The organism is Caulobacter sp. GW821-FHT09A05, from assembly GCF_059418465.1.
Genome location: NZ_JBWKPX010000002.1, coordinates 268,182 through 292,501, shown reverse-complemented (window position 1 = coordinate 292,501; position 24,320 = coordinate 268,182). Strand labels below are relative to the sequence as shown.

The window sequence follows — 24,320 nt, the reverse complement described above, 5'->3', positions numbered from 1 at the left end:
CTGGAAAATTCACATGACTCCCTCTGAATTCAATTCAGAAGCGGCCCGCTTTGTCGCGATCTATGATCAAATCTACATTCCCTACACCAAGCACATCGAATTCCACGCGCGGTGCGATTTTCTCCAAAAGCTCGGGCAATACTCCAAAGGTAGTCCCCAAAAGGGGTTCCGTGTCTTGGCTCCCAGCGGCTCTGGCAAGACTTCCGCCGCCCAGGCCTACATCCGATTGGCGGAGCAACGAACTCCGAGAACGCCCGACTTTATCCCCGTTCTTTATGTTGCGCTCGACGCGAACATGACCAGCAAGAAGCTGATGATATCGATCCTTGAGCAGTATGGGGATGGATTTGCAACTCATGGAACTGAACAGCTGCTGATTAAGCGAACTCGCGAATACATCAAGCGGTTCGGGACGCAGCTCCTAATCATCGACGAAGTGCAACATCTCAATTCGCGCGTCCGCGGCCGGAGCGACGTCACCGACAGTTTGAAACGTTTGCTCGATGGGGGCGTCGTCCCCGTTGTCTTCCTCGGCACGGAGGAAGCCACGGACATGTTCCAGCGCAACCTCCAGCTCAACGGGCGCTTGCTCGAGCCTTGCGATTTCGATCCGCTTCAAGCCGACGATCCGGGAGATCAAGCGCTGCTGGCGGGCTATGTCGAGCGCTTGGATCGGGCAATGGTCGATGTTGGCGTGGTGCGACACCCCGCGAATTTCCACGTTGATCCCTGGGTGCTGGGCGGCCTCCACGCGGTCAGCAACGGCGTCGTTGGTCGCGTCTCCCGCCTATTCCACTCGGCGCTGGAAATGAGTCTCAGGCGAGATGGCGATCGCCTTGAGGTCGAAGATCTCGCCGAGGCGGTCGACCGCTGGGCGATTCCGCAGGCCTTCATCAAATTTAACCCCTTTCACGGGGAGCGCGGCCAATGACTTCGTTCTCAACCGCCGTGCGGCCCCAGGGCGTGGCAGGCTGCGTCCTCTTTCCGCTTCAGCCGATCGCCGGCGAAAGTTTGCCAGGCTATGTCGTGCGCGCTTGCGCCTGGAATTATTTGTCTTCACCGCTGCTTATTCTTCGCGAGGCCGGTCTGGAGGGCTTTAGCGAACTGCACCGATACATCGAGCCGCGGCTAGGCGGTCTGTCGAAATGCCTTGGCGTGGATGAACAGGCTCTGCGTCCCCTGACCTTTCCCCGCCCGGTGCACAACTCACCGCTAAAGCTGGTGAACGGCGTGCCGGTGGCGGAGCGATCAATCATCCACCAAAGACGGCGCGTGTCGCCGACGGCGCTTTCAATTTCAGACCACCATCGTGCGATTTGGATGGTGCGGCCGTTTGGCTATTGCGCCGAAACCTGGGACCTTCTGATCGGCCAATGTCCGGATGAGGAGTGTGGCCAGGGCCTTGGTTGGAATAGCCATGCTGGCGTGGATCGCTGCGAGCACTGCAACTTCGATCTGAAGACGGCTCAGGTCGAAAAGGTGCCCGTCGAACTGCGCGACGGGCTCGCGTTCTTGTCCGGGCTCGTTGATGCGGATCCGGTTCGGCGCGAGGCGGCAATCAGACGGGTGCCGCGACAACTCGGCCAGCTCGATCCGTGGGTGGTTGTCGAGTTGGCCATGATGTTCGGCCGCGCCGCGACCGATCCGATCGGCAACGACGCGCTTCTCGACGAACCTAGCCTGCGCTCCATCACCAGTCTCGCCACCGGGGCTAGGATCCTGCTCGACTATCCAAGCTCCATGGACAGCATCTGGAGGGGCGATAGGGACGCCAACGCTACGGTGCCCGCATTTTTCAGCCGTATCAGAAAGATGGTCGCCAGCGACGCCCGTCAAAGCACCCTGAGGCTAGCAAAGACGATCGTCGCCTTCCACGCGGGCGAGAAGCGCGGCGTCGAGCGCCTCAAGCAGGTCCGCCAGACTTCGCAGTTTTTGAGTGTCGCCGAAGCCGCCCGAAGAGCCCGCATAGACAATGGGGCCATTTTGAAATTGGTGAAGACTGGCGCGCTAACGCCGCATTCCAAACGTGGGAAGGCGAGAACCCACGCCTGGTTTGCGCCGGCCGATATCGACGCCCTTGTCGCCGAGCTTTCCAGCCGCACCTCGGCACATGAGTTCTGCAAGGGGCATGCGTTTCCCGTCTATGCCGCCGAGCAGGTCGTCGCGTACGGACTGGTCCGGCCCAACCGGTCGCCGGCGGTCCGTGCGCTTCACGAGGGGCTTCAGCTCGACCGTGAGGATGTGTTGGCCCTGACGGAAAGCCTTGGTCGAGTGATCGTACGGCACGCACCAGGCGAGCCAGGGCGCGTGGCGCTGGAGCATGCCTTCACCGCGCTGGGCGAGCAGGAAAAGCCCTGGGCGCCTATTCTGAAATCCGCACTCGCCGGCGCGCTGCCAGGCGGATTGGGGAGCGACGATGCGGCTGGCGTGGGATTGCGGTCGCTAACGATCTCCGATGAAGCCTTTCATCTGCTGATCTCACCCGACGGCGAACGGTTTCGGGTGGACCCGTCGATTTACGGGGACATGCCCCGAGCTGACCTCAAGCGTGTCGACGCCCAGAACTATCTCAACGCCCTGCCAAACGATGTGTCGTGGCTGATCGAAAACCGCGAACTGTTCGTTGTCGAAGGCGTGGGGGTCCGGGTCCGACGCGCCGAGGTCGTTCGACTGGCGTCCAAGTATGTCAGCGCGCAGGAGATCGGCGCGCGTTACGGCATCAAGCCCAACAGCGTCAGGTATCTCCTCGAAAAGCTCGAAATCGAGCGCCAGGAGGGCTGTCCGTTCTGGCTCCGCGCTGAAGTCGAGGAGGTCCTGGAGTGGACATAGGTTAGGGGCCGGCGCGGTCCACGCGCCGGCCTCGGCCAACCCTATGGCGGCGGGCCTGGCGGGCTCCGAACGGGTTCGCCGCCATTCCCGCCGCCATCCTTGATCCGCCCCACACGGCGGCTTCTCCGATGGTCCCGGCGCTTATGGGTCCCGGTCCCCTTCGCATGTTCTCGGGCGCTACGCCGCGATAGCCGGCGCTTGGTCTAGAGACGTGGCGGCAACGATGGATCGCATGTTCTCCAAAATCTCGGCGTGGCGCCCCGCCAGGAACCGCTCGATCTCGGGCCGAGACAGGAGCCGCTCCAAGAACCCGGCCGCGATGACCAGCAAGAGCATGTCGTCCCCGTAGGAAGCTTCGAGTTCCTTGTAGTCATGGCTGACGGAGGCCATTTCACGCTCCAGCCGCGCCATCTGCTCCGATGTCAGGCCGGTCGCCTTCTTCAATTCCTCGGGGTGATGCAGGTCGACCGGTTTGGTGGTGGCCAGCAAAGCCTTGGCGTAGTTGGCGCTGTAGTTGTTGGCCGACACCATCAACTCGGCCACCTCAAGCTGTCTGATGGCCTTCATTTTTCGAAGTTTTTGGAAAGCATGGATCCCGACGGGTTTGTCCTTCAGGACCTCGGCGACGTCGGCGCTGATGCCGTTGAGCAAATGCCGGCGGGCGCGGATGGCGCCCACATCGACGTTGAGCGCGCGGGCCAACTTTTCTTCCGACACCCCGCGATCAAGGGCGCGCACGATCATGTAGTGCTCCTGGATGGTCGCCAGGCGATTGACGCGCTTGTTGTAGGTCAGGCCCTCATCATCGTCGGCGACCAGGCAGCGCGCCTCGGCGGAGCCCTGTTCGCGCAGGGCGCAAAAGCGGACATGCCCATCCAGCAGCAGATAGGGGCCGCCGGCCGTGGGCCGATAGACCATCAAGGGCTCGACCAAACCGAGCTGAGCCACCGAATTGGCGATCCGCTTATACTTCGCGGAATCCTTCACCGCGGCCGGCAGCATTTTCGACGGCAGAATGTCGTTGAGGGCCAAAATGCGCACCTGCCGCTCGAAGGCGATTTTGACGTCATCGACCATGGTCAAATCCGATCCTGGCCTATCCGCGCAGCCAATGCTGACGGCACCGTGTGAAAGCCCTCCGCCCGCATCAGCGCCACGAAGTGCTCGTCGGCCAGGAGCATCTTCAGAGCGTTCGACACGAACATCAGGCGGCTGCGAGTGAGCGAGGCGCGTTTGACGAGCTGCTGCTGACGTTCGGTTTCGCGTTGATAGGCTCGGATGAGGGATTCTGAAGTGACCGTCCCCCGGCCTCGTCCCTTACCCCCTCGATCGCGCAGGCCTTTGCCGCTGCTGTTGCGCTGGTCGATGATCTGGCGAATGGCCAGCACCTGGTTTCCCGGAATGGCCTTCTCTTCATAGGCCTTGGCCAGGGCTTGCTGGACCTCGCCATCTTTGGCTTTGGCGATCTCCATGGCCACTGTGTGAGGGATGATCCCGCGCTCGACGGCGGCGATCAGTTTCTCCTCGCCGTTCTCGAGCAGGTACGAGATCGCGTAGACGTATTCGGGGCTGAAATCGACCTTGGCGGCGATTTCCTGGTAGCTGTAGCCGCGCTCGCGCAACGATCCGATCGCGCGCACCAGCTCCAACGGCGTGTGCTGCCGGCGCGCCAGGTTCTCCACCAAGCTCATGACGAAACAGTCGTCTTCGCTGGCGTCGATGATGATGGCGGGGATTTCGGGCTGGCCAAGCGCGATGAAAGCTTCGAGCCGGCCCTGGCCGCAGACCAAATCGTAGCGCGCCTTGCCTGATCTGGGACTGACGGTGATCGGCTTCTTCAAGCCAAGATGCGCGATGCTGGTGACCAGCTCCTGGAAGATGCGCTTGTTGCGGACCCGTGGATTGAGGACGGTGATCGCCTCCACCGGGATCATCCTGACTTCCGGCGCGACCTGGGTCATGAGGCACGCAACGCCGTACGGCGCGTGAGGTCGAGGAAGGGGTCGAGGTTGTCGAAGCGATAGGCGTCGAGCCGGATGCCGTTCTCGGGTGCGAGCCTGACACTGGGCGCGGCGCCCATGTCGATCCAGGGCAGCAGATAATAGTCGCGGACGGTCGCGTTGTCGGCGCACATGCGCGCGGCGATGGTGATGTCAGGTCGCAGACCTTGGTCGAGCCTGATCTTCCAGCGAAGCCCGCCAGCCGGCGTTTGATGGCATCGAGCTACAACAACGGAGGCCGTGAACTCGTGATTGACGTGCAGGAGGTCGGTAGCCTCATCGCGCTCGATGATCGCTCCGGCGCCCCGGACCTCGCCGACGATCTGAGAAACGATGTCGGGATGGAGCGCGCGCAGGGCGCGATTGGTCTCGATGTAGCGATAGTCTCGTGCCGGGGAATAGCCCACCATCTGATAGGCGCGCACCAAGCTGCCAAACCGGCTCCGAAACGCGGAACTGGAAGGCATGTCTTCGAACTCGTCGATGACCAGGCCCGATAGCCAGCCCTTCTCCGCGAGAAGGCTGGATAGGCGTTCAAGCATCTCCTCGTCGGTATAGCGACGGCAACGATCCTGGATGATGCGCTGGGCGGCCTCGAAGAAGTCGGGTTCGACGATGGCCTCAAACGCCCCGTTGGCCCGCACCCACGCCTCGGGATCATTGGTCACGCGCTTGGCCTTCAGCTTGAAGGACACCCGATTGTAGACGTTGTTGCCGATGTACTTTTCGTTCGTCAGCAACTGGTGGACCACGCCGCGCGTCCACGGGCGCCCAAGGTCGGTCAGCACGCCCTCTGCGTTCAAAAGATTGGCGATGTCGCGCTCGGTACGCCGCTGCACCACGAACATTCGATAGACCCGCCGGACGATCTCCACCTCTTCTGGCGGGCCCGGACGCAGCACGACGCGATCGGTCTGCAGGCTCTTATGTTCTCCCCGACGCAGCTCGGCCTTCGGCGTCAGGTGTTCGTCGACCAGCTGCCGCCGCAGCCCGAACCCGGCCGGCCCGCCTTGCCGAAAGCCCAGGGTGATGAGGCGGCATTGGCCGGCGAAGACCTTCACCGATAGCTCGCGGCTGTACTCGCCGGCCATCGCCCGTTTGACGCTCTTTATGATGGTGGCGCCGATGCTGCCGTCGTTCTCGAATTGCTCGGCGCAGTAGTGGACGGTCATTCCCGCCATGCTGCACAGGAACTCGTAATGGGCGGGCTCGTCGGTGTTCTGGAAGCGGCCCCAGCGGCTCACGTCGTAGACCAGGATCTCGGTGAAGTCGGCCGTGCCTGAGTTGATGTCATGGAACAGGCGCTGCATCGCGCCGCGTCCGCTGAGCACCACGCCACTCTTTCCGTCGTCAGCATAGGTGCGGACAATTTCGAAGCCGCGCTTCGCGGCATAGCTAGCGATGACGTCGGCCTGGTTCTCGGTCGAGTATTTTTGGTGCTCGGTCGACATGCGTACGTATTGCGCCGCGCGGATACTTTTCCGCACAGAACCGACACCTGCATTGGTAACCGCTGTGTTCATCGCACGCGCCAATTGCCTCTGGCTCTCGGCCAGGAAGTCTCGTTTGAGGCGAGGTTAGGTGAAGGATCGCGGAATGTCTTTTCATAAAAAGGACCGAAATTTTCAGTCCAAAAAAGGAAAATCTTTTCACGTCGAGAGCGGGCATGATGCCCGATCGTTCGCCCCGGCGATCGCTACGGCCATGCTTTCCCAGTGGGGCGAGACGCCGTCGGCGCGCAAAGAAGTTGGGCGGGTCACACGGGCCAACGAGCGCACGGTCCGCAATTGGTTTGAGGGCAAGAACGGGCCAAGTGGCGAGAACCTGGTGGCGCTGATACGCCATTCGGACGCCGTGCTCGCCGCGGTCCTAGAGTTGTCGGGCCGCCGGGATCTCGTTCCGGCAGCCAGCTTCCTGGGCCTCAGGCAATCGTTGGAGCGCGTGCTGACCGCTCTGGACGAGCTCGGCGATGGATCAAGGCTCGTCTAACAGGTCGGCTGATACTTACCGCTGAGCTACGTTTTCTAAGTCACTATTGTGCGCGTCTGCCGCTGGCGAATTTTTGGTGAGTTCGATTTTCTCAAGCGCTCTAAGGCGAAGGCCATGACGGCGCCAGCCACGATGTACTTTGGCTGGCACCTCGGCTTTCACCGTATTGATGTAAAAGACCGGTTCGTCGTGATGCTCGCCGTAACCATGGTTGCCGTCCACAAGGAGGCCGCTTCCTGTCGATGGGAAATAGTCCTGAGACCAGAACGCATCGGTGACGCCCGTTTCAAACCAAGTGATGTATCCCTTGGTGCCGCTCCGAGCCGTTTGGCGAATGGATGTCACAATACCAAGCTGCCAATCAGAACTTTCTGAGGCGGCCCGCCGCACTTTCTCCCATCGCTGCCAATGCTCCGCGTCTCGTGCCCGGGCGCGCTTGGTGAAAAACCGTAGAAATTGGAAAAACACGACACCCTCTAGCGACCCTGCAACTTGAAGGGGGAACTGTTAGGAGGGGAGTATTTCCAGAGGTTGAATCCGCCCGCACATGCGCGCGGCTTGCCCGCGTTTTCGCGCCAAGTAGCAGCCTTAACTTGCGGGCACGCCATAAAGTAGCAGCCTTAATTGGTAAGATGATATTTGTGGAATGTGCTATTTCTCAATGTATTCATTTATTTAATGATAGCAGTTCTAAATTGCGCGCACATTTTGTGGGTGTCGTTGCAACTTAAGACGTACCCATTTGCAACTTAAGGCCGTCAATAGTGCGAGGCGGTCGCAGGTGGTTTGGGGCTAGGGGCTTGGGCCTTGAGGCCGTTTAGGCCTGAATGCGCCATAAGCCGAAGTTGGCTCGCCTCCGATACCGGACATTCCAGGAAGTTCGGTGCCGGGGCGAGATCGACTCTCTGCAGGCGGTCGGAATTCCCGATAGAAATTCGCAGACGGGGCGATCTCGCGCTGGCGTCGCAAGTGGTTCTCGACTCGACGCACCTCCTTAAAGCTGGCGAGATAGGCCGCGCGCCTGAACTTGACCGGAAACTGATCTCGTCGCGACCGTTGGCAGTAGTCACAAACATAGATCAGATTGTCCCACTCATAGGCCAACCATGCGTAGTGGTCGTCTTCGCCCCGTTCAAAGGCATCGCGTACCTGAATAGGCCGGAAATGCTCGATATGCGGCTGAACTTCATCGGTCTCGCAGAACACGCATTTGTGTCGACAGCGGTCCGCGACGGCATCATGAAGGTCGCCTTGGTAGAAGAGCCCATCTGCGACAGGCGGTCGGCGCTGCCGACGCTGAAGCGGGGACAGACGAAGATGGGCCAGCAACTCGCGCGTTCGATCCTGCATGAACGGCGAGGAGAGAAATGCGGGGGCTGGGGCTGCGCCGATACGGATCATGACGCCACCGACCTAGCCCAAGTGGCGCCCACCAAGGCGCCGGACTGGGTACCTCTCCTAGAGTCCTGGCCTTTCGTCATTTCGCCCCCGACCTTTAAGCAACGCTAGTTCGGGGTAGACATACAACCGATAGGCATCCTTTGTCATGGAGCCGCGATGCGGTTGTCCCCACGAGTTGCTCTAAGAGCCCGGAAGAGCCCGGGACGCAGTGTTCCCAAGTAGCGCTTCAGCCCGGATGGGCGGTCATACGGCGGCGAGAATGCTCTCGCCTATTGGTGACGGGTCGATCTCGCGCTTGCGCGGCGGGCTGAATGTCCAGTTGCTGGAGGGATGTCGATGGCAGCAATTGGCGCTCGGCTGCCCCGCTATGGAGACATCGACGGCGTAAAGGCTGCTTCTGCACGGAAGAGGTAGGGCGCGTATTGCGGCGGACTTAAGCGCCTGCAATGGCTATCGGCGCGGCGCTATGAGGCGCTGGGCGGCGCGGCCTCCCGTGATGTACCTGCCCCATAGTGCATCCTTCCAACCACTGGAAAATAGTGCACCATCAAGGTCCGGGACTAAACATCTAGCCGGCCAGGATCGGGGCTATCCCAGCCGGCTGCAGCTGAGGGGCCGAATGGCCGCGTTGTGCAAAAGGCGCCGCCGGATCGGCCATCGATCGGCCGGGGGGAGGCTGATCATGGTGATCCTGGATCGGTGATCCGGCGGCTAGTTCATTTTATTGCATCTAGTTATAACTGAAGTCAATGTCAGATCTCTCGGGCGTTCGCTGGCATTGCGTGATAAAGCGTTGCATAATTACTGTTATCAAGGAGCGCCCGCCCAGCGGACGCGGCCAGACTTCAGGACCCGCATGTCTCGATCAGCTCCCGACGCCGCCAAGGTCGCGCAGACCAAGATCCTACGGCAAGAGGCCGGCCGCTGGCTCAAGGCGGCGCGGGAGCGAGCGGGCCTGACACAGGCCCAGCTCTCCGACGCGATCGGGCTGCGCTACTACACCTTTGTCTCGCAGGTGGAGAGCGGCGTCGGTCGACTGCCGATCGAGACCCAGGCCGTCTGGGCCAGGGCGCTGAACTTGGACGAGGCGGAGTTCGCCAAGACGCTGTTGGCCTATTATGAGCCCGAGCTGCACCGACTGCTGTTCGGCGCGACCGCCTCGGCAAGCCAGGCGCGCGCCTAGGCCGCGGCGAGTTTCCGGACGTGGGCACCATCCTTTCCCTGGCTGACTGGATCCGCGACAGCGGCCAATGGACCGCGGCCGAGCGCGGCCGCCTCCAGGCGCTGACCGAACATTTTCCGGGCGGCGGCGACCTGGAGGTGGTGTTTGGCGCCACCGACGACGGCGCGCCGTGGTGCGCGGTGATGAACGGGGAGGGCGAGGTCCTTGTCCATGTCGCCCGCCTCGCCAACCAGTTCCTCGTGCACGTGGCCGGCGAGGAGGTGGTTTCGCGCGGCGACAACCTGCGCGACGCCCTGGGGCGCTGGCTGAGACCCGAGCCGGACCGCCCGGGCGTCGTGGTGCCGTTCGGCAGGCTGCAGAGCGGCGTGGACATGATGATCCTCGTCGCCGTCGCGGCCCTGCTGGAGGAGACGCTGCGCCATCACGCCGTGCAAGTGATGGATGGGCTCGCCTGGTCGATCGCCGACGCCCCGGTCCTGGAAGCGAAGGCGCCGACCAAGCACCTGGCCCCGATCGCGGCCGAGATGGCGAGCCACGCCCCGCGGCATGGGCTTGGCGACAATGATGTCGGCGGTTCGGCCGAGCGGGCCGTCGTCGCGCTGACGCCGCCCCCGATCGAGGCGGACGCCGCGCCGCTTGTCGTTGCGTCCCCCGCCGCGGTCGCCCCGGCCGCCCCGGCCGCCGCGTCCGCCCAGGTTGAGCAGGGGCGGCAGACCGGCTGGCGGCAGGCCCAGGGAGATACGCGGGCGGACGGACCGGCCGCGCTGTTGGTGCAGATCCATGGGACCAGCGGCGATGACGTCCTGATCGGCGGCGCTGAGGCGGAGCACCTGGTCGGCGGGGATGGCGACGACGTGCTGATCGGCGGCGGCGGACGCGACGTCCTCGAGGGCGGGGCGGGCGACGATTGGATCGTTCTGACGTCCGAGGCTCTCGCCTCCGGCGGCGACGGGGCCGACACTTTCGTGATCAGCACGCCCATGGTGATGGATCATGCCGAGACCCTGCTGGGCTCCATCCTCGGCTACAACACCCGCGAAGGCGACAGGCTGGTGACGGCCAGGGGCGAGGCCGTCGGCGCGCCGCCATCGAACGAACCTGTCGAGACGCCGAAGGACGCCCGGGGCGGCCGGAAGATCGAGGTCGATCTCGACGGTAACGGGCATGTCGACGGCTACGTGCTCATCGCGCCTCAGGGCGACGCCGCGCCGGCCGACACCTCGCCGGCCGAGCACGGCTTCGACCCTTGCACGGTCGCCCCCGGCGAAAGCTGGTCGGGTTGGACCGACATCGTGGGCTGAACGAACCGTCGCCCGATGCACCGCGACGCGGCGACGCCAGGTTGGTTTGTATAGTAATAACTAGACAATCTAAAACTATGTGACATAGGGTTCGGGTGACGCCGCCCCAGGGGCCGCGCGCCCTCGCGAGGCGTGTGGTCCGTCCACCGACCAGGCCTGGGCTTTCACTCCTCAGGCGACGGCTCCGCCGGTCGCAATCCGGACCCGATCCATGCTCTCACGCTCCCTCTCTGGCGCGCTCGTCGCGTCGCGCCGCGATGTTCCCGTGGTGACGCCCCAACCCGTTCCAAAGGTGTCGGTGGTCATCTGCACCCTCGACGAACACGAGGCGATCGGCGGGGTCCTGGATGACGTGATCGCCGACCTGGCCGGCGTTCGCCACGAGATCATCGTCGTCGACGATTCCCTTGACGACGCCACGGCCCAGGTCGTCCTCGGCCGGGCCCGCCGTCACCCCGCCGTCCGCCTGATCCGCCGCAACGGCGCCGGGGGTCTGGCCTCGGCCGCGATCGCGGGCTGGGACGCGGCGCGCGGCGAGACCCTGGCGATCATGGACGGCGACGGCCAGCATGACCCGCGGCTGATCCGGCGAATGCTGGAGCGGATGGCCCAGGCCCATGCCGACGTCGTGGTGGCCAGCCGCTACCTGGACGACAACGGGTCAGGCCTTACGGGCCTGCGTCACTGGGGCAGCCGCGCCGGGGTGATGGCGTCGAGCCTGCTGCTGGGCCTGCGCCTGGCCGACCCGCTGAGCGGCTGTTTCGTCATGACCCGCGCCTGGTACGAGGCCGCCAGGCCGCGCCTGTCGGGCCTGGGGTTCAAGATCCTGATCGACGTGGTCGCCTCGACGCGACGTCGGCCGCGCCTGGAGCAGGTGCCGACCGCCCTGCGCGCCCGGGTCGGCGGGGTGTCGAAGCTGGACCTGCGGGTCGTGTTCGATCTCCTGGCGCTGCTGGTCGAGAAGCGGACGGGTGGAGCTCTGTCGGCGCGCATGACCCAGTTCCTGTTCGTGGGCCTGACGGGCCTGCTGGTCCACTTGACGGTCCTGAGCACGGGACGGGCGCTGGGCGCGCCGTTCTGGCTGGGCCAGAGCAGCGCCATCTTCCTGGCCATGAACTGGAACTTCATGCTCAACAACGGCCTGACGTTTCGAGATCAGCGCCTGCACGGCCGCGCGCTCTGGCAAGGCCTGCTGAGCTTCTATGTCGCCTGCCTGGGCGGCGCGGCCATCAGCGAAGCGGTCGGCGCGGGGCTGCATGCGCTGGGCGTCCCCTGGTTCGCGGCCGGCGCGGCCGGTGCGGTCGCGGGCGCGTTCTGGAACTACCGCGCCGTGCAGCGCCTCACCTGGCGTCCGGCCAAGGCGGCGCGGCAGGCCGGAATGGTCCTGGCCGCCTGGGCCGGGAGGATCATCCGATGAGCCGCTCGTTGCTGAAGCGATCGCCGACGCTCGACGAGCGTCGGCGCTGGGCTGTCGTGGGCCTGATCCTGCTGCTGGCCGCGTTCGCGATCCGGTGCGCGCAGTTCGGCAATCCGCTGATCCATGTCGACGAGAACTTCTATCTGCTGGTCGGCGATCGCATGCTGCACGGCGCCGTTCCGTATGTGGACATATGGGACCGCAAGCCCGTCGGCCTGTTCGTGCTGTTCGCCGCGATCCGCCTGCTGGGCGGCGACGGGATCGTCCAATACCAGGTCGTGGCGACCCTTTTCGCGGCCGGCACGGCCATGATCGTCGCCCGGATCGCCGCGCCGATGGCTGGCCTGAAGGCGGCGACCATCGCCGGCGTGATCTATCTGCTGCTGCTGGGCCTGGTCGGCGGATCCGGCGGGCAGGCGCCTGTCTTCTACAACCTGTTCGTCGCAGGCGCGGCCCTGGCGACCTTGACCGCCCTGACGTCGCGCGACGTGTCGGCGGAACGGATCCGGCGCGAGGGCGCCCTGGCCATGGGGCTGATCGGCCTGGCGATGCAGCTCAAATATACGGCGGTCTTCGAAGGGGTCTTCATGGGGCTGGCGCTGATGTGGGCCTCGTGGCGCGCCACCCCCCGGCCGGCCCGCCTGGCGGCCGACGCGGCGATCTGGATCGCCATCGCCATCGCCCCGACCCTGATCGCCTGGTGCTGGTACGCCTGGATCGGCCATGCCGACGCCTTCGTCTACGCCAACTTCCTGTCGATCGGCGACCGTTCCGGCGCGCCGGCCGAGGAACTCGCGCGGCGGCTGGCCAAGGCCTGGAGGCTTCTTCACGTCCCCGTCTTCGCCGTCGTCCTGGCGACCCTGCTGGAACCGTGGCGGCGCTTTCCGAACGGGGCCGCGACGATGAAGTTCGCGCTGGCCTGGCTCGCCGCGGCGGTCGTCGGCTACCTGGCGTTCGGCACCTATTTCGATCACTACGCCTTGCCGCTGTTCGCGCCCCTGGCCGCGGCCTGCGCGCCGCTGTTCATCTATCGCCCGTACCGACTGGGGCTGGTCGCCGCGGCGTTGATTCTGCTCTCCGGCGCGATCGCCAACGGGGTGGTGGTCCGCAAGATGTGGCTCAAGCGCGGCCATCAGGCGGAAATGACGGCCATGGTCGAGGCGATCCGACCCCGCCTGAAGGGCTGCCTCTATGTGTGGAACGGCGACCCGCTCCTCTACCACCTGACCGGCTCGTGCCTGCCCACGCGCTATCCGTTCGCGGGCCACCTGAACCTGCTGCGGGAGAACGGCGCGATCGGCGTCGACCAGGCCACGGAGGTGAGGCGGATTCTGGCCGGACGGCCCAAGGTCATCGTCGATCACGAGCCGGCGGCGCGCGACTTCAATTTCGAGGTCGTGGCCATCGTTCAGGCGGAACTGCGGCGAGCCTACAGGCCGGTGAAAGTGGTGCGGCTGCGGCGGACGCGGCTGATCGTCTACGAGCGAGTTCCCGGCCGCTGAGCGGCCACCCCGTTCGACTTGTCGCCGCGCCAATGACTTGAGTCGGGCAGCCGCTGCTCCAGCAACCATGCCGTCAGGACGCATGAGGCCACGATCAGCGCGAACGCCAAGCCGAGCACGCCCAAGTCTCGGGCCAGCCAGGCCGGCTTCCATTGGCCTTGGCCGACGCCGGCCAGCGCCAGGACCGCGGGCGGACGGCGTCGCCGCCGTCCGCCCGCCGCCTTAGAAGGTCGCCCGCAGGCCGACCAGGAACTGGCGGCCGGGCTTGTAGTAGGTGAAGGTCGCGTTGTCGTACTGGAAGTGCGAGCGCAGCTTTTCGTTGGTGATGTTGGTCACGTTGAAGGTCAGCTGCGGCACGCCGCCGAGGCCGAAGATCTTCTCCAGGTCGAAGCTGGAGGAGAAGTCGGTCTGCTTGTAGTCGTCCGCGAACAGCGCCGCGGCGGTAACGCCGTTCTGGTTGGCGCCGCTGGATTGCGAGCCCTTCCGGTAGACGTGGCTCAGGCGCAGGCTGACGCCGTCGTGCTCGTAATAGCCCGTCAGGTTGTAGGTGTACTTGGCCACGCCGTAGGCGACGGCCGCGCCGTTGCTGGTCTGGTCGACGATGGTGGCGTTGGCGTTGACGCCCAGCCCCTCGACGCCGAACCGGCTGGTCAGGAAGTCGAGCGGCTGCACCCACTGGAATTCCAGGCCGTTGATCGTCAGCTTGTTGGGCACGTTGATCTGCGACTGGATCTGGACCGTCGCCGCGGTCGGGCCGCCGCGCGAATTGATCGCCGTCTTCTGGGTGTCGTTCAGGGTGTCGTAGGTGATGCCGTACTGGGCCAGGTACGAGAACGGCTGGGTCACGACGTTGTTGGTCGTGAAGCCGGTCAGCGACTTGCGGAAGGCGTTGACCGCGATCACGCCTTCCTGGCCGGTGTAGAACTCGAAGCCCAGGTCGATGTTCTTCGAGAAATACGGCTTCAGGGCCGAGTTGCCGATGGTGGCCTGGTCGGCCGACGGCGCGCCGAAGCTGACGCCGGGCAGTTGGGCGGCCGGATCCGGACGGGTCATGGTCTCCGACACCGCCACGCGGGCGACGGCGTGCTCGCCGACGTCATAGGCGATGTTGGCGGCCGGCAACCACTTCGAATAGGTGTTCTCGGTGTAGACGAAATTCACCAGGTTCGGGTAGCGCGAGCCATCGGGCAGCTGGGCGCCGCCCGGCAGCGTGTTGCGCGGATCCGCGATCGAGACGCGGCCGCCGATCGTCTGCTTGGTGTGGATATAGCGGGCGCCGATGTTGAAGCGCAGGTCGCTGTCCATCACCTGGGTGACGCCATTCAGCTCGGTGAAGGCCGCGCTGTTCTTCTCGTTGATGTAGCCGCCGCTGGCGCCGGTGTTGGAGCCGCCCGTCTCCGGCGTGTTGGCGTGGAGCTGGTCGTAGTTGGTGGCCTTCTTGACCGCGTCCCAATCGACCGTGACGAAGCCGGCGGGCCCGGGCCTCAGATAGCTGGCCAGGCTGGCGGTCGGGATCAGCGAGCCGCCGTAGGTGAGCGTCCCGGTCTGGCCGGCCGTATAGCCCGTGCCATAGCCCGGATAGGTCGGATAGCCCGCGGGCGCGGCGCCCGGCTGGTTCAGGCCCTGGCAGGGCGGCTGGCCGTTGGGCGACGGCAGGTTGATGCTCGGATTGTTGCCGCAGGTCGCGTTCTGCCACGGCTGGGTGTTGTCGTAGCCGCGGATGGTGCGCGAGATGTCGTCGTAGTTGCCGCCGAACTTCAGGTTCAGCGCCTCGTCGCCCCAGGTGACGACGGCGCGGGCGCCCTTGGTCTCATACCAGCGCTTCTCGTCCTGCATGTTCAACCGGCCGCCGGTCCAGACGAAATTGGCCGGGTTGTTCAGATCGACGCTGCTCTTGATCGTCGGGATGCCGGTCGGGTTGTAGGTGTAGTCGACGGTCGTGCCGGCCCCCAGCGCGGTCACCGGACCGAAGGTCGGGCTTTCGCGGTGGAAGTTGCTCTTGGTGTAGTTGGCCTGGGCTTCAACCTTCAGCTTGTCGGTGATGCGCCACTCGCCGCCCGGATTGATGCCCCACAGCTCGGTCTTCTCGAGATAGGGCCGGAATTCCAGGAAGAACTGCGAATTGGCGTAGGTGCCTTGCGTGACCGTGCAGCCGGTCGAGCAATCGGTCTTGTCGTACTTGGTGTTGAGCGGAATGACCGCGCCGTTGCGCACGATCCACATCATGTCTTCGCGGATCAAGTCGTTGTTCTTGTAGCCGTACATGCCGTCGACATAGAAGTTCAGGTCGTCGGTCGGCTTCCATTCCAGGCTGGCCACGGCGTTGAAGCGGTCGCGGCGGCCGTACTCGGCCGACGGGCGGCCCAGGCGCGGCAGCAGGCCGTTGTCGATCTGCTGGATCGAGGCGCCGGGGTTGTTGGCCAGCAGGAAGGCCCGGTCGATGACCGTGCCGGCTGTCAGGCCGCCGCCCGCGCCGACCGGCACCGTGCCCGGAATCGTCCAGTTGCCGCCGCCGGTGGCGTTGCAGCCCGTGGCCGCGCCGCATTGCGCCGCCGACAGGTTCGGGTTGGTGAAGCCGATCGTCTCGTAGCCGCGCGTATCGGTTTTGAGCCGCTGGCCGGAAATCCCGAACAGGACGCCGAAATTGTCCCAGGTCTTGCTGGCGATCAGCGAGCCCTTGCCGCCCCAGTCGGCGCCGTCCGGCTTCACGCCCTGGACATTCATGGTCAGGTGCTGGCCGGGCCGGTCGAACGGCCGCGCCGAGCGCATGTCGATATTGCCGGCCGCGCCGCCTTCCAGCAGGCTGGCCGAATAGCTCTTGTTGACCGTCAGCTTGGTGAACAGGTCGGTCGGGAAGAAGCTGAGGTCGACCGAGCGATCGGTGCCCTGGGCGTCGGTGGCGCCCGACGAGGCCACGGCGATCGAAGCGCCGTTCAGCGTCACATTGGTGAAGTTCGAGCCCAGGCCGCGGATGGCGACGTTCGTGCCCTCGCCCGTGATGTCGCGGGTGATGGTGATGCCGGGAATGCGGTTGAACGACTCGGCGATGTTGGAGTCGGGGAACTTGCCGATGTCCTCGGCGAAGATGGCGTCGGCGAAGCCGGTCGTCTCGCGCTTGGCGACGGTCGATTGCGCCAGGCTGCGACGATAGCCGGTGACGACGATTTCCTCGACGAGGTCACTATTGGGCGCCTGAGCCGCCGGCGCGGTCTGCGCCTGCGCCTGGACCGCGACAAATCCGGAAAGCATGGTCGCGCCGAGAAGCGCCGCGCGCCCCAGACGCACACCAATGGCGAGCGTTCGCATATGATTTCCCCTCCTAGGCGGCCGCCGCCGAGGCGCGGCCTGACTTTTTGCTTTTGGCGCCGGCGGCTTAGGCCGACGACATCAGACCTTTGGCCAGGCTCAGGTCGTAGTCAATAAGGCTTGAGGGAGGCTTGGCCTGGCCAGCCTCCTATTGGCCTGACCAATGGTCAGATCCAAAACGACGTTATTTTTCCGCGTCCTAGCGAATGACGGAGCTGACGACACGGGCAAAATACCCCTCCGATCGCCAATGGTAGCGGTACCGATTGTGAAAAACGGTGGGAATTATGCCACACCGATCGGCCTCTCGACATTTGGCAATGAGGCTCTTTGAAAAAGATTGCCCTGGACACCCGCCCCCTTCGGACCAGCTTCGTCCAACAAGGATAAGCTCCATTCGCGCGACTTGTCTGACAAGTCCACGGAGGGGCGCGTGTCTGTCGGCCGGCTGACCGGCTAAGCGAACTTGGAGCCGCCGCCGAGTTCGTCCAGGGCGGCCAGCACGCGCTCGGGCGATTGCCTGAGGCCAGGAAGCTGGACGCGGGAACAAGATCCTGGCGGCCCGACAACTCCAGGACCGCGGCCAGCACCAGGTTCTCGCCGCTGGGCCGGCCTCTTCAAGGTCTGCGACCCGGCCTGGTCCGAGGCTGAACCCCTTTTTCCGCTGTGGGCCTTCCTGACCTTCAGCCAACCCGCGTTCATGGACGCCTCGGAGTCGATCGGCCCCCATTGGCTTCCAGCGATCGGATCTGATGACTGATCGCCCCGTGCGTCACCCCCAGTTCCGCGCCCGCCTTGCCGAAATGCAAATGACCTCCCGCGCTTTCAAAGGCCCGAAGACCGGAAAGGGGGATCGTCCTTTCTATCTGTCATGGCGCCGGCGCGTCAGGGTTCGCAGGAAGCCAGAGACGATGGCCGCGGGGTCGGCCGAGAGGCAGACGTTTTGGGGCGCGCGGCGGTCGCCGACGTCCCATCGCGTCTCGCCACGCCGGCTGTCGTCCAGGCCGACGGTGACGGCGCCGCGCCTGGTCTGGAAGGGCATGGGATCCAGAGCATACGCGACGGCGGCGACATCATGCAGGCAACAGCCATCCAGGCTTTCGTAAGCGGCGTAGGCGGCGGCGTAGCCACGGGATACGTCGCTGGCGAACTGGCCGTGCTCGCCCCCAAACAGGGCTAGCTCCGAGGCTTGGGCGTTCGTCAGCACGCAAAGGGTCGTTACGTCCAGCCCGATCAGGGTGACGGGCCACTCGCCCGCCAGGACCGCATCCGCGGCTTCGGGGTCGTTGTGGATGTTGGCCTCCGCGAAGGGGGTGACGTTGCCGTGTTTGCCATGGGTTCCGAACGCCCCGCCCATCACGACGACCTCGGCGACCAGCCCGGCGATATCCGGCGCGCTTCGTAGCGCCAGGGCCAGATTGGTCAGCGGACCTATGGCCAAGAGCGTGATCTCGCCTGGATGGGCGCGGACCAGATCGATGATCCGGAGGTGGGCGTCTCCGGGATCGGCCTTGGTCTTCACCTCGGGCAGGAGCATGCCGCCCAAGCCGTTCTCGCCATGGATATGGACTGGCGTCGCGCCACGCGGACGAACGAGCGGCGCGCCCGCCCCGCGATACACCGGCGCGGCGGGGCAGAAGCGGTCCCGCAGATAGAGCGCGTTGCGGGTGGTGGTCTCGATGTCGGCGTTGCCGAACACCGTGGTTATGGCCAGCAGGCGCAAGGTCGGACTGGCGGTGAGATAGAGCAAGGCCAAGGCGTCGTCGACGCCCGGATCCGTGTCGAGTATGACCAGCTTTGGCGTCGGCGGGCTCATCCGTAGACCGCGCGGCAGACGGCTTCGCACTTGGCCAGGTCGAAGACCCCGTCGGTGCGGACGCCCGACTCCATGTCGATCCAGTAGAGGGCGCCGTCGGGCGCGGCGATGCGGGTCAGGATGTCCCGGACGGTCGACGGTCCAATCCCGCCCGAATAGCCGCAGAATGGGCCGGCGGGGGGCAGGGCGGGCCAGCGGTCGGGCTTTACCCCCGTGCCGAACGAGACGTCGTAGAGCCAGTCGACCCCTGTTTCGGCCGGAAAGGCGCTGGCGCACTGCAGGACCGTCCGCACGCCCAGCCGCCGGCCATAGTCGCGGGCCGCCGCGATCTGTTCGGACGTGCTGCCCTGAAAGCTGTGATTGACCTGCACGCGCTGCACACCGGTCACCGCCACGGCCGTTTCGCGAGGCGCGGCGACGATGTCGCGCGCGCCGGCGCCGCAGATGTGAGCGGCCCACCGCAGGCCGGGCTCGGCTAGCAAGGCCGCCCGCGTCGCCGTGTCGGGGAACAGCGGCTTGTCCTCCTGGTGCGGATCGACCAGCACGCCCCATTCGATCGGATAGCGAGTGGAGAGCCGACGCATGCCGGGCAGCACATCAAGGCGATCGACGCCGGTGAACGCAATGAAGGATGGCGGCTGCATGGGGAAAATCCGCGAGCTGAAATGCTGAATACCCTTGCAAACTAGCAAGTGAAACGTTTCAGTCAATCTTCATCTCGAAGGAGGTTCGGCATGGCCGAGGTGGTGATCGCGGGCTACGCGACGCTGGACTATGTGGCGCGGGTCGAGGGCGACTTCTCCGGTCGCGGCACGCGCGTCATGCGCCAGGGCGCGGAGGACGCCTGGCCCCGAGCGGGCGGAGCGGCGCTCTATGCCGGGGCGGCGCTGGCGGCGGCGGGCGTCGCCGCCGCGCCCCTGACCTGGATCGGCGACGACGCCGACGGCGCGGCCTATCGGGCCGCCTGTCTGCGCGGCGGCGTCGAACTGGATGGCCTCGCGATCGCCGGAGGCGCGCCATCGACCCGCTGCCTGCTGATCTATAACGCCGACGGGAGCTATGGTTGCCTGCTGCGGCCCGGCCCCGCCTTGCTGACCTGCGTCCAACTGGCCCTGGCGGCGGCCGCCGACTGGCTGGTGATCAGCGCGGGGCCGCCAGACATCGCCGGCCGGCTGCTCGACGTTCTGACGCCGACGACTCGCCTGGCCTGGATCGCCAAGGAGGACGCCGCTTGTTTCCCCGCCCACCTGGCGACCCGCCTCGCGCGCCGGGCCGACGTGATTTTCTGCAACGCCGGAGAACGGGCCTGGCTGGAGGCGGCGCGGTCGGGGCCAAGGCCCGCCGGGCAACGCTTGTTCGAGACGCGCGGCGCGGCGGGCGTGGTCGTCGAAGGTCCGGACGGCGAGGTTCACCAGCCCGTGCGTCCCATGGAGGTCGATGACGCCACCGGGGCTGGCGACACCTTCGCCGGCGCGGCCCTGGCGGCGTTGATCCGCGGCGGCGGGGCGGGAGACGCGGCGCGCGCCGGGATCGAGGCGGCGCGGGCGTTGCTCGCCTCGCGACTTACGGCAGGGCGCTGAGCAGACCCATGATCGTCGCGGTCAGGCAGGTGGTCAGAAACGCCGCCGCCAAGGCCTTGAAACCCAGCTCGACCACTTCGCCGACCTTTTCGGGCGCCATCGACGACAGGCTGCCGATCAGGATGGCGACGCTGCCGACATTGCCAAAGCTGGCCAGGGCGTAGGTCAGGATCAGCAGGCTCTTGGGCTGAAGCGCCCCGTCCGGCAGGGCCATCATGTCGCTGTAGGCCACGACCTCGTTGGCCGCGACCTTGGTCCCCAGCAGGGACCCGACGGTCTGCAGGTCGCCCAGCGGCGTTCCGGTCAGCCAGACGATCGGCGTCAGCAGCTTGCCCAGCAGGAAGCCCAGGGTGACGGGCGCGCCCGAATGGGGCAGGGCGGCCAGGCCCATATTGATCAGGGCGATCAGGCCGACGAAGACGATCAGCAGGCCGGCGATGTTGAGCACCATCTTGATCGCGTCCAGCGTGCCGAAGGTCAGGGCCTCCAGGCTGCTGCGATAGGGACTGGCCAGCACGATCGGCTCGTGCGCGGCCAGGGCGTCGCCGGGGATGATCAGCCGGGCCATGCCGATGGCCATCGGCGTGCTGATCAGCGAGGCGATCAGCAGGTGGCTGAAGGCGTTGGGCATCTTGGCCGAGATCAAGGCCCCCAGAACGATCATCATCGAGCCGCCGATCACCGACAGGCCGTCGACCATGATGATGAAGAGTTCGCCGCGCGACAGCCGGGGCAGGAACGGTTTGACCAGCAAGGGCGCCTCGACCATGCCCATGAACACGCAGGCCGAGGTCGAAACGCCGACAGGGCCGCTGACGCCGAACAGCTTGCCAAACACCCAGGCCGCGCCCCGGACGATCCAGATCAGGATCTTCCAGTGCCAGAGCAGGGCTGACAGAGCGCCGACCAGCAGGATGGCCGGCAGGGCCTGGAAGGCGAAGATGAAGGTGGCGCCGGGGTCGCCGATGTCGAACGGCGCGCGACCGCCGCCCAGATAGCCGAACATGAAGCTGGAGCCGGCGCGGGAGGCGGCCTGGAGCGCGTCCATGCCGTGGGTGGCGGCGGCGAAGGCGGCGGTGATGGCCGGCGCCCGGGTGAGCAGGATCGCCAGGCCGATCTGGCAGGCCAGGCCGACCAGCACCGGCTTGATCGGAAAGGCGCGCTTGTTTTCCGACAGCAGCCAGCCCAGGCCGATGAAGGCGATGATCCCGATCAGGCCCCTGACGATTTCTCCAGCGGCGATTTCACTAGCGATCATGGCGAGTCCGTTCGACGGAAGATGGCGAAGCCTTATAGAGTGAAACGTTTCAAAGAAAGAGCCTGCAATCCCAAGGGGAAATGGTCCAGGACCATTTCAACCGTGGTCCGCGCTCGAAGGGGCGTATCGCCCAAAGGATATTGAGAAGACAGGGGTTGCTGTCCAATTGGGCGCTTTGGAGCGCCGCCGGCCCCGTGATGAAATTGTCATTGAAATTGGATATGAAACGTTTCACTAAATAGCATCGACGTTCGCGATCGGGGATCGCAAAAAGGGGGCTAGAGCATGAAGACGTCCATCTGGCTGGTTTCGAGCGCGCTGTGCTCGGTCCTCGCCTCGAGCCCGGCGATCGCTCAGGAAACGGCCAAGTCCGCCGCCGCGCCGACCGAGACCATCGAGGAAGTGGTGGTCACCGCCGAGCGCTTTGGTTCGGGCCTGACCCGCGCCACCTTCACCCTGGGCGCCGAGGACATCCAGCAGCGGCCGCTGGGCGCCGAGATCACCCAGGCCCTGGTCAAGGTGCCGGGGGTCCAGGTCTCGACCGGCGATGCACGGGGCGGCAGCTTCTCGTTCGAGATCTATATGCGCGGCCTCAGCGACGAGCAGATCGGCCTGACCCTGGATGGTGTTCCGACCGGCGACTCGCGCTTCAACGGCGGCTCGCCGCCCGCGCGCTTCATCGAGTCGAGCAATGTCGGCAAGATCACCGTGTCGCAGAGCGCCGGCGACATCGGCGCGCCGTCGCGCTTCGCCCTGGGCGGCTTCATCGACTTCGTCACCGACGCCCCGCGCAAGGACTTCGGCGCGACGGTCGAGGGCGGGATCGGCTCGTTCGATTTCCGCCGCATCTACGCGCGCGTCGATACCGGCGAGATCGGACAAGGTCTGTCTGGCTATTTGACCTATTCGCATCAGGAGAACGACGTCTGGGCCGGCCGCAAGAGCCGCGGATCGCGGCGCGAGCACTATGAGTTCAAGCTGGTCAAGGACTTCGACAATGGCTCGTTCGTGAAGGCCCGCGTCTCCTACAACGACCAGAAGGACAACGACTTCAACATCGTCACCAAGAACGAGTTCCTGGCCGCGCCGCGCAGCGACCGGGCGCTGGACGCGATCACGGGCATTCCGGCCAAGGACGTCGATTTCGGCGGCGCCCTGGGCGGCTGGCGCAAGGACTGGCTGGTCTATCTGAACGGCCATTTCAGGCTGACCGACAAGATCAGCTTCGACGTCAATCCCTATCGCCAGACGCTGGAGGGAGAATCCTTCCGCTATCAGGACCGCCAGCGTATCCTGACCGGGGGCAATCCCCGCGCCGTGACCAGCTACAACGCCAACGGCGGCGCTGTTCGGCCGACCCTGACCACCCTGCGCAACAGCAATGTGGTGGGCGGCCCGGCCGACATGCGCGTCACCCCGCGCGACCGCGAGCGCTACGGCGTCACCAGCGAGATCAAGGCCGACAACCTGGTCTCCGGCCACACCTTGAGGGTCGGCGCCTGGTACGAGGGCGGCGACTCCACCGAGAAGCGCAACTTCTACCCGGTCATCAATTCGGCCCAGGGCATCGCCTACGATCGTTCCAAGCTGGACTATGTGGAGTACGAACGGACGGCCTCGGTCGAGACGGTGATGCTGTACGCCCAGGACGAGATCAAGCTGCTGAACGACCGGCTGAAGGTCGATCTGGGCCTGACCTGGTACGATGTCCGCTACGACGCCAAGTCGCCGCTGGAATACAAGGCCAACGTCAAGTTCTCGCAGCACTCCGACATCAATCCCAAGCTTGGAGCGACCTACCGGCTGGGCGGTGATTGGGAGCTGTTCGGCGGCTACGCCAAGAACTTCGCGGGCATTCCCGAAGACGCCTTCCTGGGGTCGACGGCGGTGATCAATCCCAAGGACCTCGACCCGGTCTCGACCGAAAACGTCGATCTGGGCCTGCGCTATGTGAAGCCGAGCCTGGCCTTCTCGATCCAGGCCTATGACGTCGCGCTGAAGAACAATGTCGGCATCGTGCCGCGCGACTCCACCGCGGCGCTCGATCCGGACGAAGTGGTGCGCGGCAACGTCGCGACCAAGGCGGCCAACATCGCCGGCGTCAGGACCAAGGGCGTCGAGCTGACCGGCTACTACGACTTCGGCGTGGTCGATCTCTACGGCTCCTATTCGCGGCAGGACGCCAAGCACGACAATCCGGCCGTCGGCAGCGTCGCGCGCAAGGCTCTGGCCTCGGTCGGGGTGATCGGCGGCGCGGGCGTCCGCGACATCCCCAAGAACTCGTTCTTCGGCCAGATCGGTTGGCGTCCTCTGCCGGGCTTGAAGCTGGAAGCCAGCGCCCGCTATGTCGGCGACCGGGTCGGCGGCCACATCATCGCGCCGGTCACCTTCCAGGAGATCGGGGTCGAGAAGATCGACGGCTATACGCTGTTTGGCCTGTCGGCGAGCTACGACGTCAAGCGCGAGGGCGTCCCGGATCTTCGGCTGCAGCTCAACGTCGATAACCTGTTCGACCAGACGTACATCGGCGCCGTCAGCGGCTCGACGGCCACGCAGCCGGAGTTTGGCTACACCGCCGCGACGCCCAACGCCCGCACCCTGGATCGCTATTTCGTCGGCGCGCCGCGCACCTATACCTTTTCGGTGCGGGCCCGCTTCTGACGTCGAGACGCGAAGGTTCCGCGCCCCTCATTCCGGGGCTTTCGCAGGGGCGGGCCGCAAGGCCCGCCCCGTTTTCC

At 65.3% G+C, this 24,320-nt stretch carries 19 protein-coding genes; 10 read left to right on the top strand and 9 right to left on the bottom strand.

What is annotated here, in order from left to right:
- The first annotated feature begins 13 nt into the window (after nt 1–13).
- Together AC07NX_RS03040 and AC07NX_RS03035 are read left to right on the top strand one after the other, a co-directional pair.
- A complete protein-coding gene (locus tag AC07NX_RS03040; RefSeq protein ID WP_494639014.1) occupies nt 14–931 on the top strand; it encodes a TniB family NTP-binding protein in 918 nt (305 codons plus the stop codon).
- Entirely contained in the window at nt 928–2,829 is a 1,902-nt protein-coding gene (locus tag AC07NX_RS03035) for a hypothetical protein (protein WP_494639012.1), read from the top strand. Before AC07NX_RS03040 ends, AC07NX_RS03035 begins: the two co-directional genes overlap by 4 nt.
- A 177-nt stretch (nt 2,830–3,006) precedes the next feature.
- Here AC07NX_RS03035 and AC07NX_RS03030 read toward each other — a convergent pair whose 3' ends face one another.
- The 3 genes from AC07NX_RS03030 to AC07NX_RS03020 are packed head-to-tail and all read right to left on the bottom strand — an operon-like array spanning nt 3,007 to nt 6,280.
- On the bottom strand, nt 3,007–3,906 hold the full coding sequence (locus AC07NX_RS03030) for a plasmid partitioning protein RepB C-terminal domain-containing protein (RefSeq protein ID WP_494639010.1): 900 nt from the start codon (nt 3,904–3,906) through the stop codon (nt 3,007–3,009).
- A 2-nt stretch (nt 3,907–3,908) separates the two neighbouring features.
- Entirely contained in the window at nt 3,909–4,790 is an 882-nt protein-coding gene (locus AC07NX_RS03025; RefSeq protein WP_494639008.1) for a plasmid partitioning protein RepB C-terminal domain-containing protein, read from the bottom strand.
- Entirely contained in the window at nt 4,787–6,280 is a 1,494-nt protein-coding gene (locus tag AC07NX_RS03020) for a recombinase family protein (RefSeq protein WP_494639006.1), read from the bottom strand. The genes AC07NX_RS03025 and AC07NX_RS03020 overlap by 4 nt, the downstream gene beginning before the upstream one ends.
- A 145-nt stretch (nt 6,281–6,425) precedes the next feature.
- On the opposite strand from AC07NX_RS03020, the gene AC07NX_RS03015 reads away from it, so the two are divergent.
- Nucleotides 6,426–6,818, top strand: coding sequence for a hypothetical protein (locus AC07NX_RS03015; protein ID WP_494639004.1), 393 nt, complete (start codon nt 6,426–6,428; stop codon nt 6,816–6,818).
- A 15-nt stretch (nt 6,819–6,833) separates the two neighbouring features.
- On the opposite strand, the gene AC07NX_RS03010 is transcribed toward AC07NX_RS03015, so the two are convergent.
- Nucleotides 6,834–7,286, bottom strand: coding sequence for a hypothetical protein (locus tag AC07NX_RS03010; RefSeq protein ID WP_494639002.1), 453 nt, complete (start codon nt 7,284–7,286; stop codon nt 6,834–6,836).
- Nucleotides 7,287–7,931: 645 nt separating this feature from the next.
- Between AC07NX_RS03010 and AC07NX_RS03005 the strand changes: the two genes are divergently transcribed.
- The 5 genes from AC07NX_RS03005 to AC07NX_RS02985 all read left to right on the top strand — a co-directional run bounded on the left by AC07NX_RS03005 (nt 7,932) and on the right by AC07NX_RS02985 (nt 13,622).
- Complete coding sequence (locus AC07NX_RS03005; RefSeq protein WP_494639000.1) at nt 7,932–8,327, top strand: hypothetical protein; 396 nt, start codon at nt 7,932–7,934, stop codon at nt 8,325–8,327.
- 748 nt (nt 8,328–9,075) lie between these two features.
- Complete coding sequence (locus AC07NX_RS03000; protein WP_494638998.1) at nt 9,076–9,402, top strand: helix-turn-helix domain-containing protein; 327 nt, start codon at nt 9,076–9,078, stop codon at nt 9,400–9,402.
- Nucleotides 9,403–9,422: 20 nt separating this feature from the next.
- Nucleotides 9,423–10,703 (top strand): hypothetical protein, encoded by a 1,281-nt coding sequence (locus AC07NX_RS02995; protein ID WP_494638996.1) that lies wholly within the window; start codon nt 9,423–9,425, stop codon nt 10,701–10,703.
- 265 nt (nt 10,704–10,968) lie between these two features.
- Nucleotides 10,969–12,120: a glycosyltransferase gene (locus tag AC07NX_RS02990; RefSeq protein ID WP_494638994.1), complete on the top strand. Its 1,152-nt coding sequence runs from the start codon at nt 10,969–10,971 to the stop codon at nt 12,118–12,120.
- Entirely contained in the window at nt 12,117–13,622 is a 1,506-nt protein-coding gene (locus AC07NX_RS02985) for a glycosyltransferase family protein (protein ID WP_494638992.1), read from the top strand. The genes AC07NX_RS02990 and AC07NX_RS02985 overlap by 4 nt, the downstream gene beginning before the upstream one ends.
- Nucleotides 13,623–13,844: 222 nt before the next feature.
- Here AC07NX_RS02985 and AC07NX_RS02980 read toward each other — a convergent pair whose 3' ends face one another.
- From AC07NX_RS02980 to AC07NX_RS02965, 4 genes are all read right to left on the bottom strand, one after another.
- Complete coding sequence (locus AC07NX_RS02980) at nt 13,845–16,928, bottom strand: TonB-dependent receptor (RefSeq protein WP_494638990.1); 3,084 nt, start codon at nt 16,926–16,928, stop codon at nt 13,845–13,847.
- Between the two features lie 698 nt (nt 16,929–17,626).
- Nucleotides 17,627–17,782 (bottom strand): LysR family transcriptional regulator, encoded by a 156-nt coding sequence (locus AC07NX_RS02975; protein ID WP_494639146.1) that lies wholly within the window; start codon nt 17,780–17,782, stop codon nt 17,627–17,629.
- 8 nt (nt 17,783–17,790) lie between these two features.
- Nucleotides 17,791–18,744 carry a nucleoside hydrolase gene (locus tag AC07NX_RS02970; RefSeq protein ID WP_494638988.1) on the bottom strand — a complete coding sequence of 318 codons (954 nt, stop codon included), beginning with the start codon at nt 18,742–18,744 and terminating at the stop codon, nt 17,791–17,793.
- Nucleotides 18,741–19,388, bottom strand: coding sequence for a beta/alpha barrel domain-containing protein (locus AC07NX_RS02965; RefSeq protein ID WP_494638986.1), 648 nt, complete (start codon nt 19,386–19,388; stop codon nt 18,741–18,743). Before AC07NX_RS02965 ends, AC07NX_RS02970 begins: the two co-directional genes overlap by 4 nt.
- Before the next feature lie 90 nt (nt 19,389–19,478).
- Between AC07NX_RS02965 and AC07NX_RS02960 the strand changes: the two genes are divergently transcribed.
- Nucleotides 19,479–20,324, top strand: coding sequence for a carbohydrate kinase family protein (locus AC07NX_RS02960; protein WP_494638984.1), 846 nt, complete (start codon nt 19,479–19,481; stop codon nt 20,322–20,324).
- On the opposite strand, the gene AC07NX_RS02955 is transcribed toward AC07NX_RS02960, so the two are convergent.
- A complete protein-coding gene (locus AC07NX_RS02955; RefSeq protein ID WP_494638982.1) occupies nt 20,308–21,582 on the bottom strand; it encodes a NupC/NupG family nucleoside CNT transporter in 1,275 nt (424 codons plus the stop codon). The genes AC07NX_RS02960 and AC07NX_RS02955 overlap by 17 nt on opposite strands.
- Nucleotides 21,583–21,867: 285 nt before the next feature.
- Between AC07NX_RS02955 and AC07NX_RS02950 the strand changes: the two genes are divergently transcribed.
- Nucleotides 21,868–24,243 carry a TonB-dependent receptor gene (locus AC07NX_RS02950; RefSeq protein ID WP_494638980.1) on the top strand — a complete coding sequence of 792 codons (2,376 nt, stop codon included), beginning with the start codon at nt 21,868–21,870 and terminating at the stop codon, nt 24,241–24,243.
- Nucleotides 24,244–24,320: the final 77 nt, after the last annotated feature.

Excerpts from the sequence above, each read along its gene's own strand:
- AC07NX_RS03040 (WP_494639014.1), top strand. The coding sequence starts at position 14 with ATGACTCCCTCTGAATTCAATTCAGAAGCGGCCCGCTTTGTCGCGATC.
- AC07NX_RS03035 (WP_494639012.1), top strand. The coding sequence starts at position 928 with ATGACTTCGTTCTCAACCGCCGTGCGGCCCCAGGGCGTGGCAGGCTGC.
- AC07NX_RS02950 (WP_494638980.1), top strand. The coding sequence starts at position 21,868 with ATGAAGACGTCCATCTGGCTGGTTTCGAGCGCGCTGTGCTCGGTCCTC.
- AC07NX_RS03020 (WP_494639006.1), bottom strand. The coding sequence starts at position 6,280 with ATGTCGACCGAGCACCAAAAATACTCGACCGAGAACCAGGCCGACGTC.
- AC07NX_RS02955 (WP_494638982.1), bottom strand. The coding sequence starts at position 21,582 with ATGATCGCTAGTGAAATCGCCGCTGGAGAAATCGTCAGGGGCCTGATC.
- AC07NX_RS03025 (WP_494639008.1), bottom strand. The coding sequence starts at position 4,790 with ATGACCCAGGTCGCGCCGGAAGTCAGGATGATCCCGGTGGAGGCGATC.
- AC07NX_RS02985 (WP_494638992.1), top strand. The coding sequence starts at position 12,117 with ATGAGCCGCTCGTTGCTGAAGCGATCGCCGACGCTCGACGAGCGTCGG.
- AC07NX_RS03030 (WP_494639010.1), bottom strand. The coding sequence starts at position 3,906 with ATGGTCGATGACGTCAAAATCGCCTTCGAGCGGCAGGTGCGCATTTTG.
- AC07NX_RS02980 (WP_494638990.1), bottom strand. The coding sequence starts at position 16,928 with ATGCGAACGCTCGCCATTGGTGTGCGTCTGGGGCGCGCGGCGCTTCTC.
- AC07NX_RS02960 (WP_494638984.1), top strand. The coding sequence starts at position 19,479 with ATGGCCGAGGTGGTGATCGCGGGCTACGCGACGCTGGACTATGTGGCG.
- AC07NX_RS02965 (WP_494638986.1), bottom strand. The coding sequence starts at position 19,388 with ATGCAGCCGCCATCCTTCATTGCGTTCACCGGCGTCGATCGCCTTGAT.
- AC07NX_RS03015 (WP_494639004.1), top strand. The coding sequence starts at position 6,426 with ATGTCTTTTCATAAAAAGGACCGAAATTTTCAGTCCAAAAAAGGAAAA.
- AC07NX_RS03000 (WP_494638998.1), top strand. The coding sequence starts at position 9,076 with ATGTCTCGATCAGCTCCCGACGCCGCCAAGGTCGCGCAGACCAAGATC.
- AC07NX_RS02970 (WP_494638988.1), bottom strand. The coding sequence starts at position 18,744 with ATGAGCCCGCCGACGCCAAAGCTGGTCATACTCGACACGGATCCGGGC.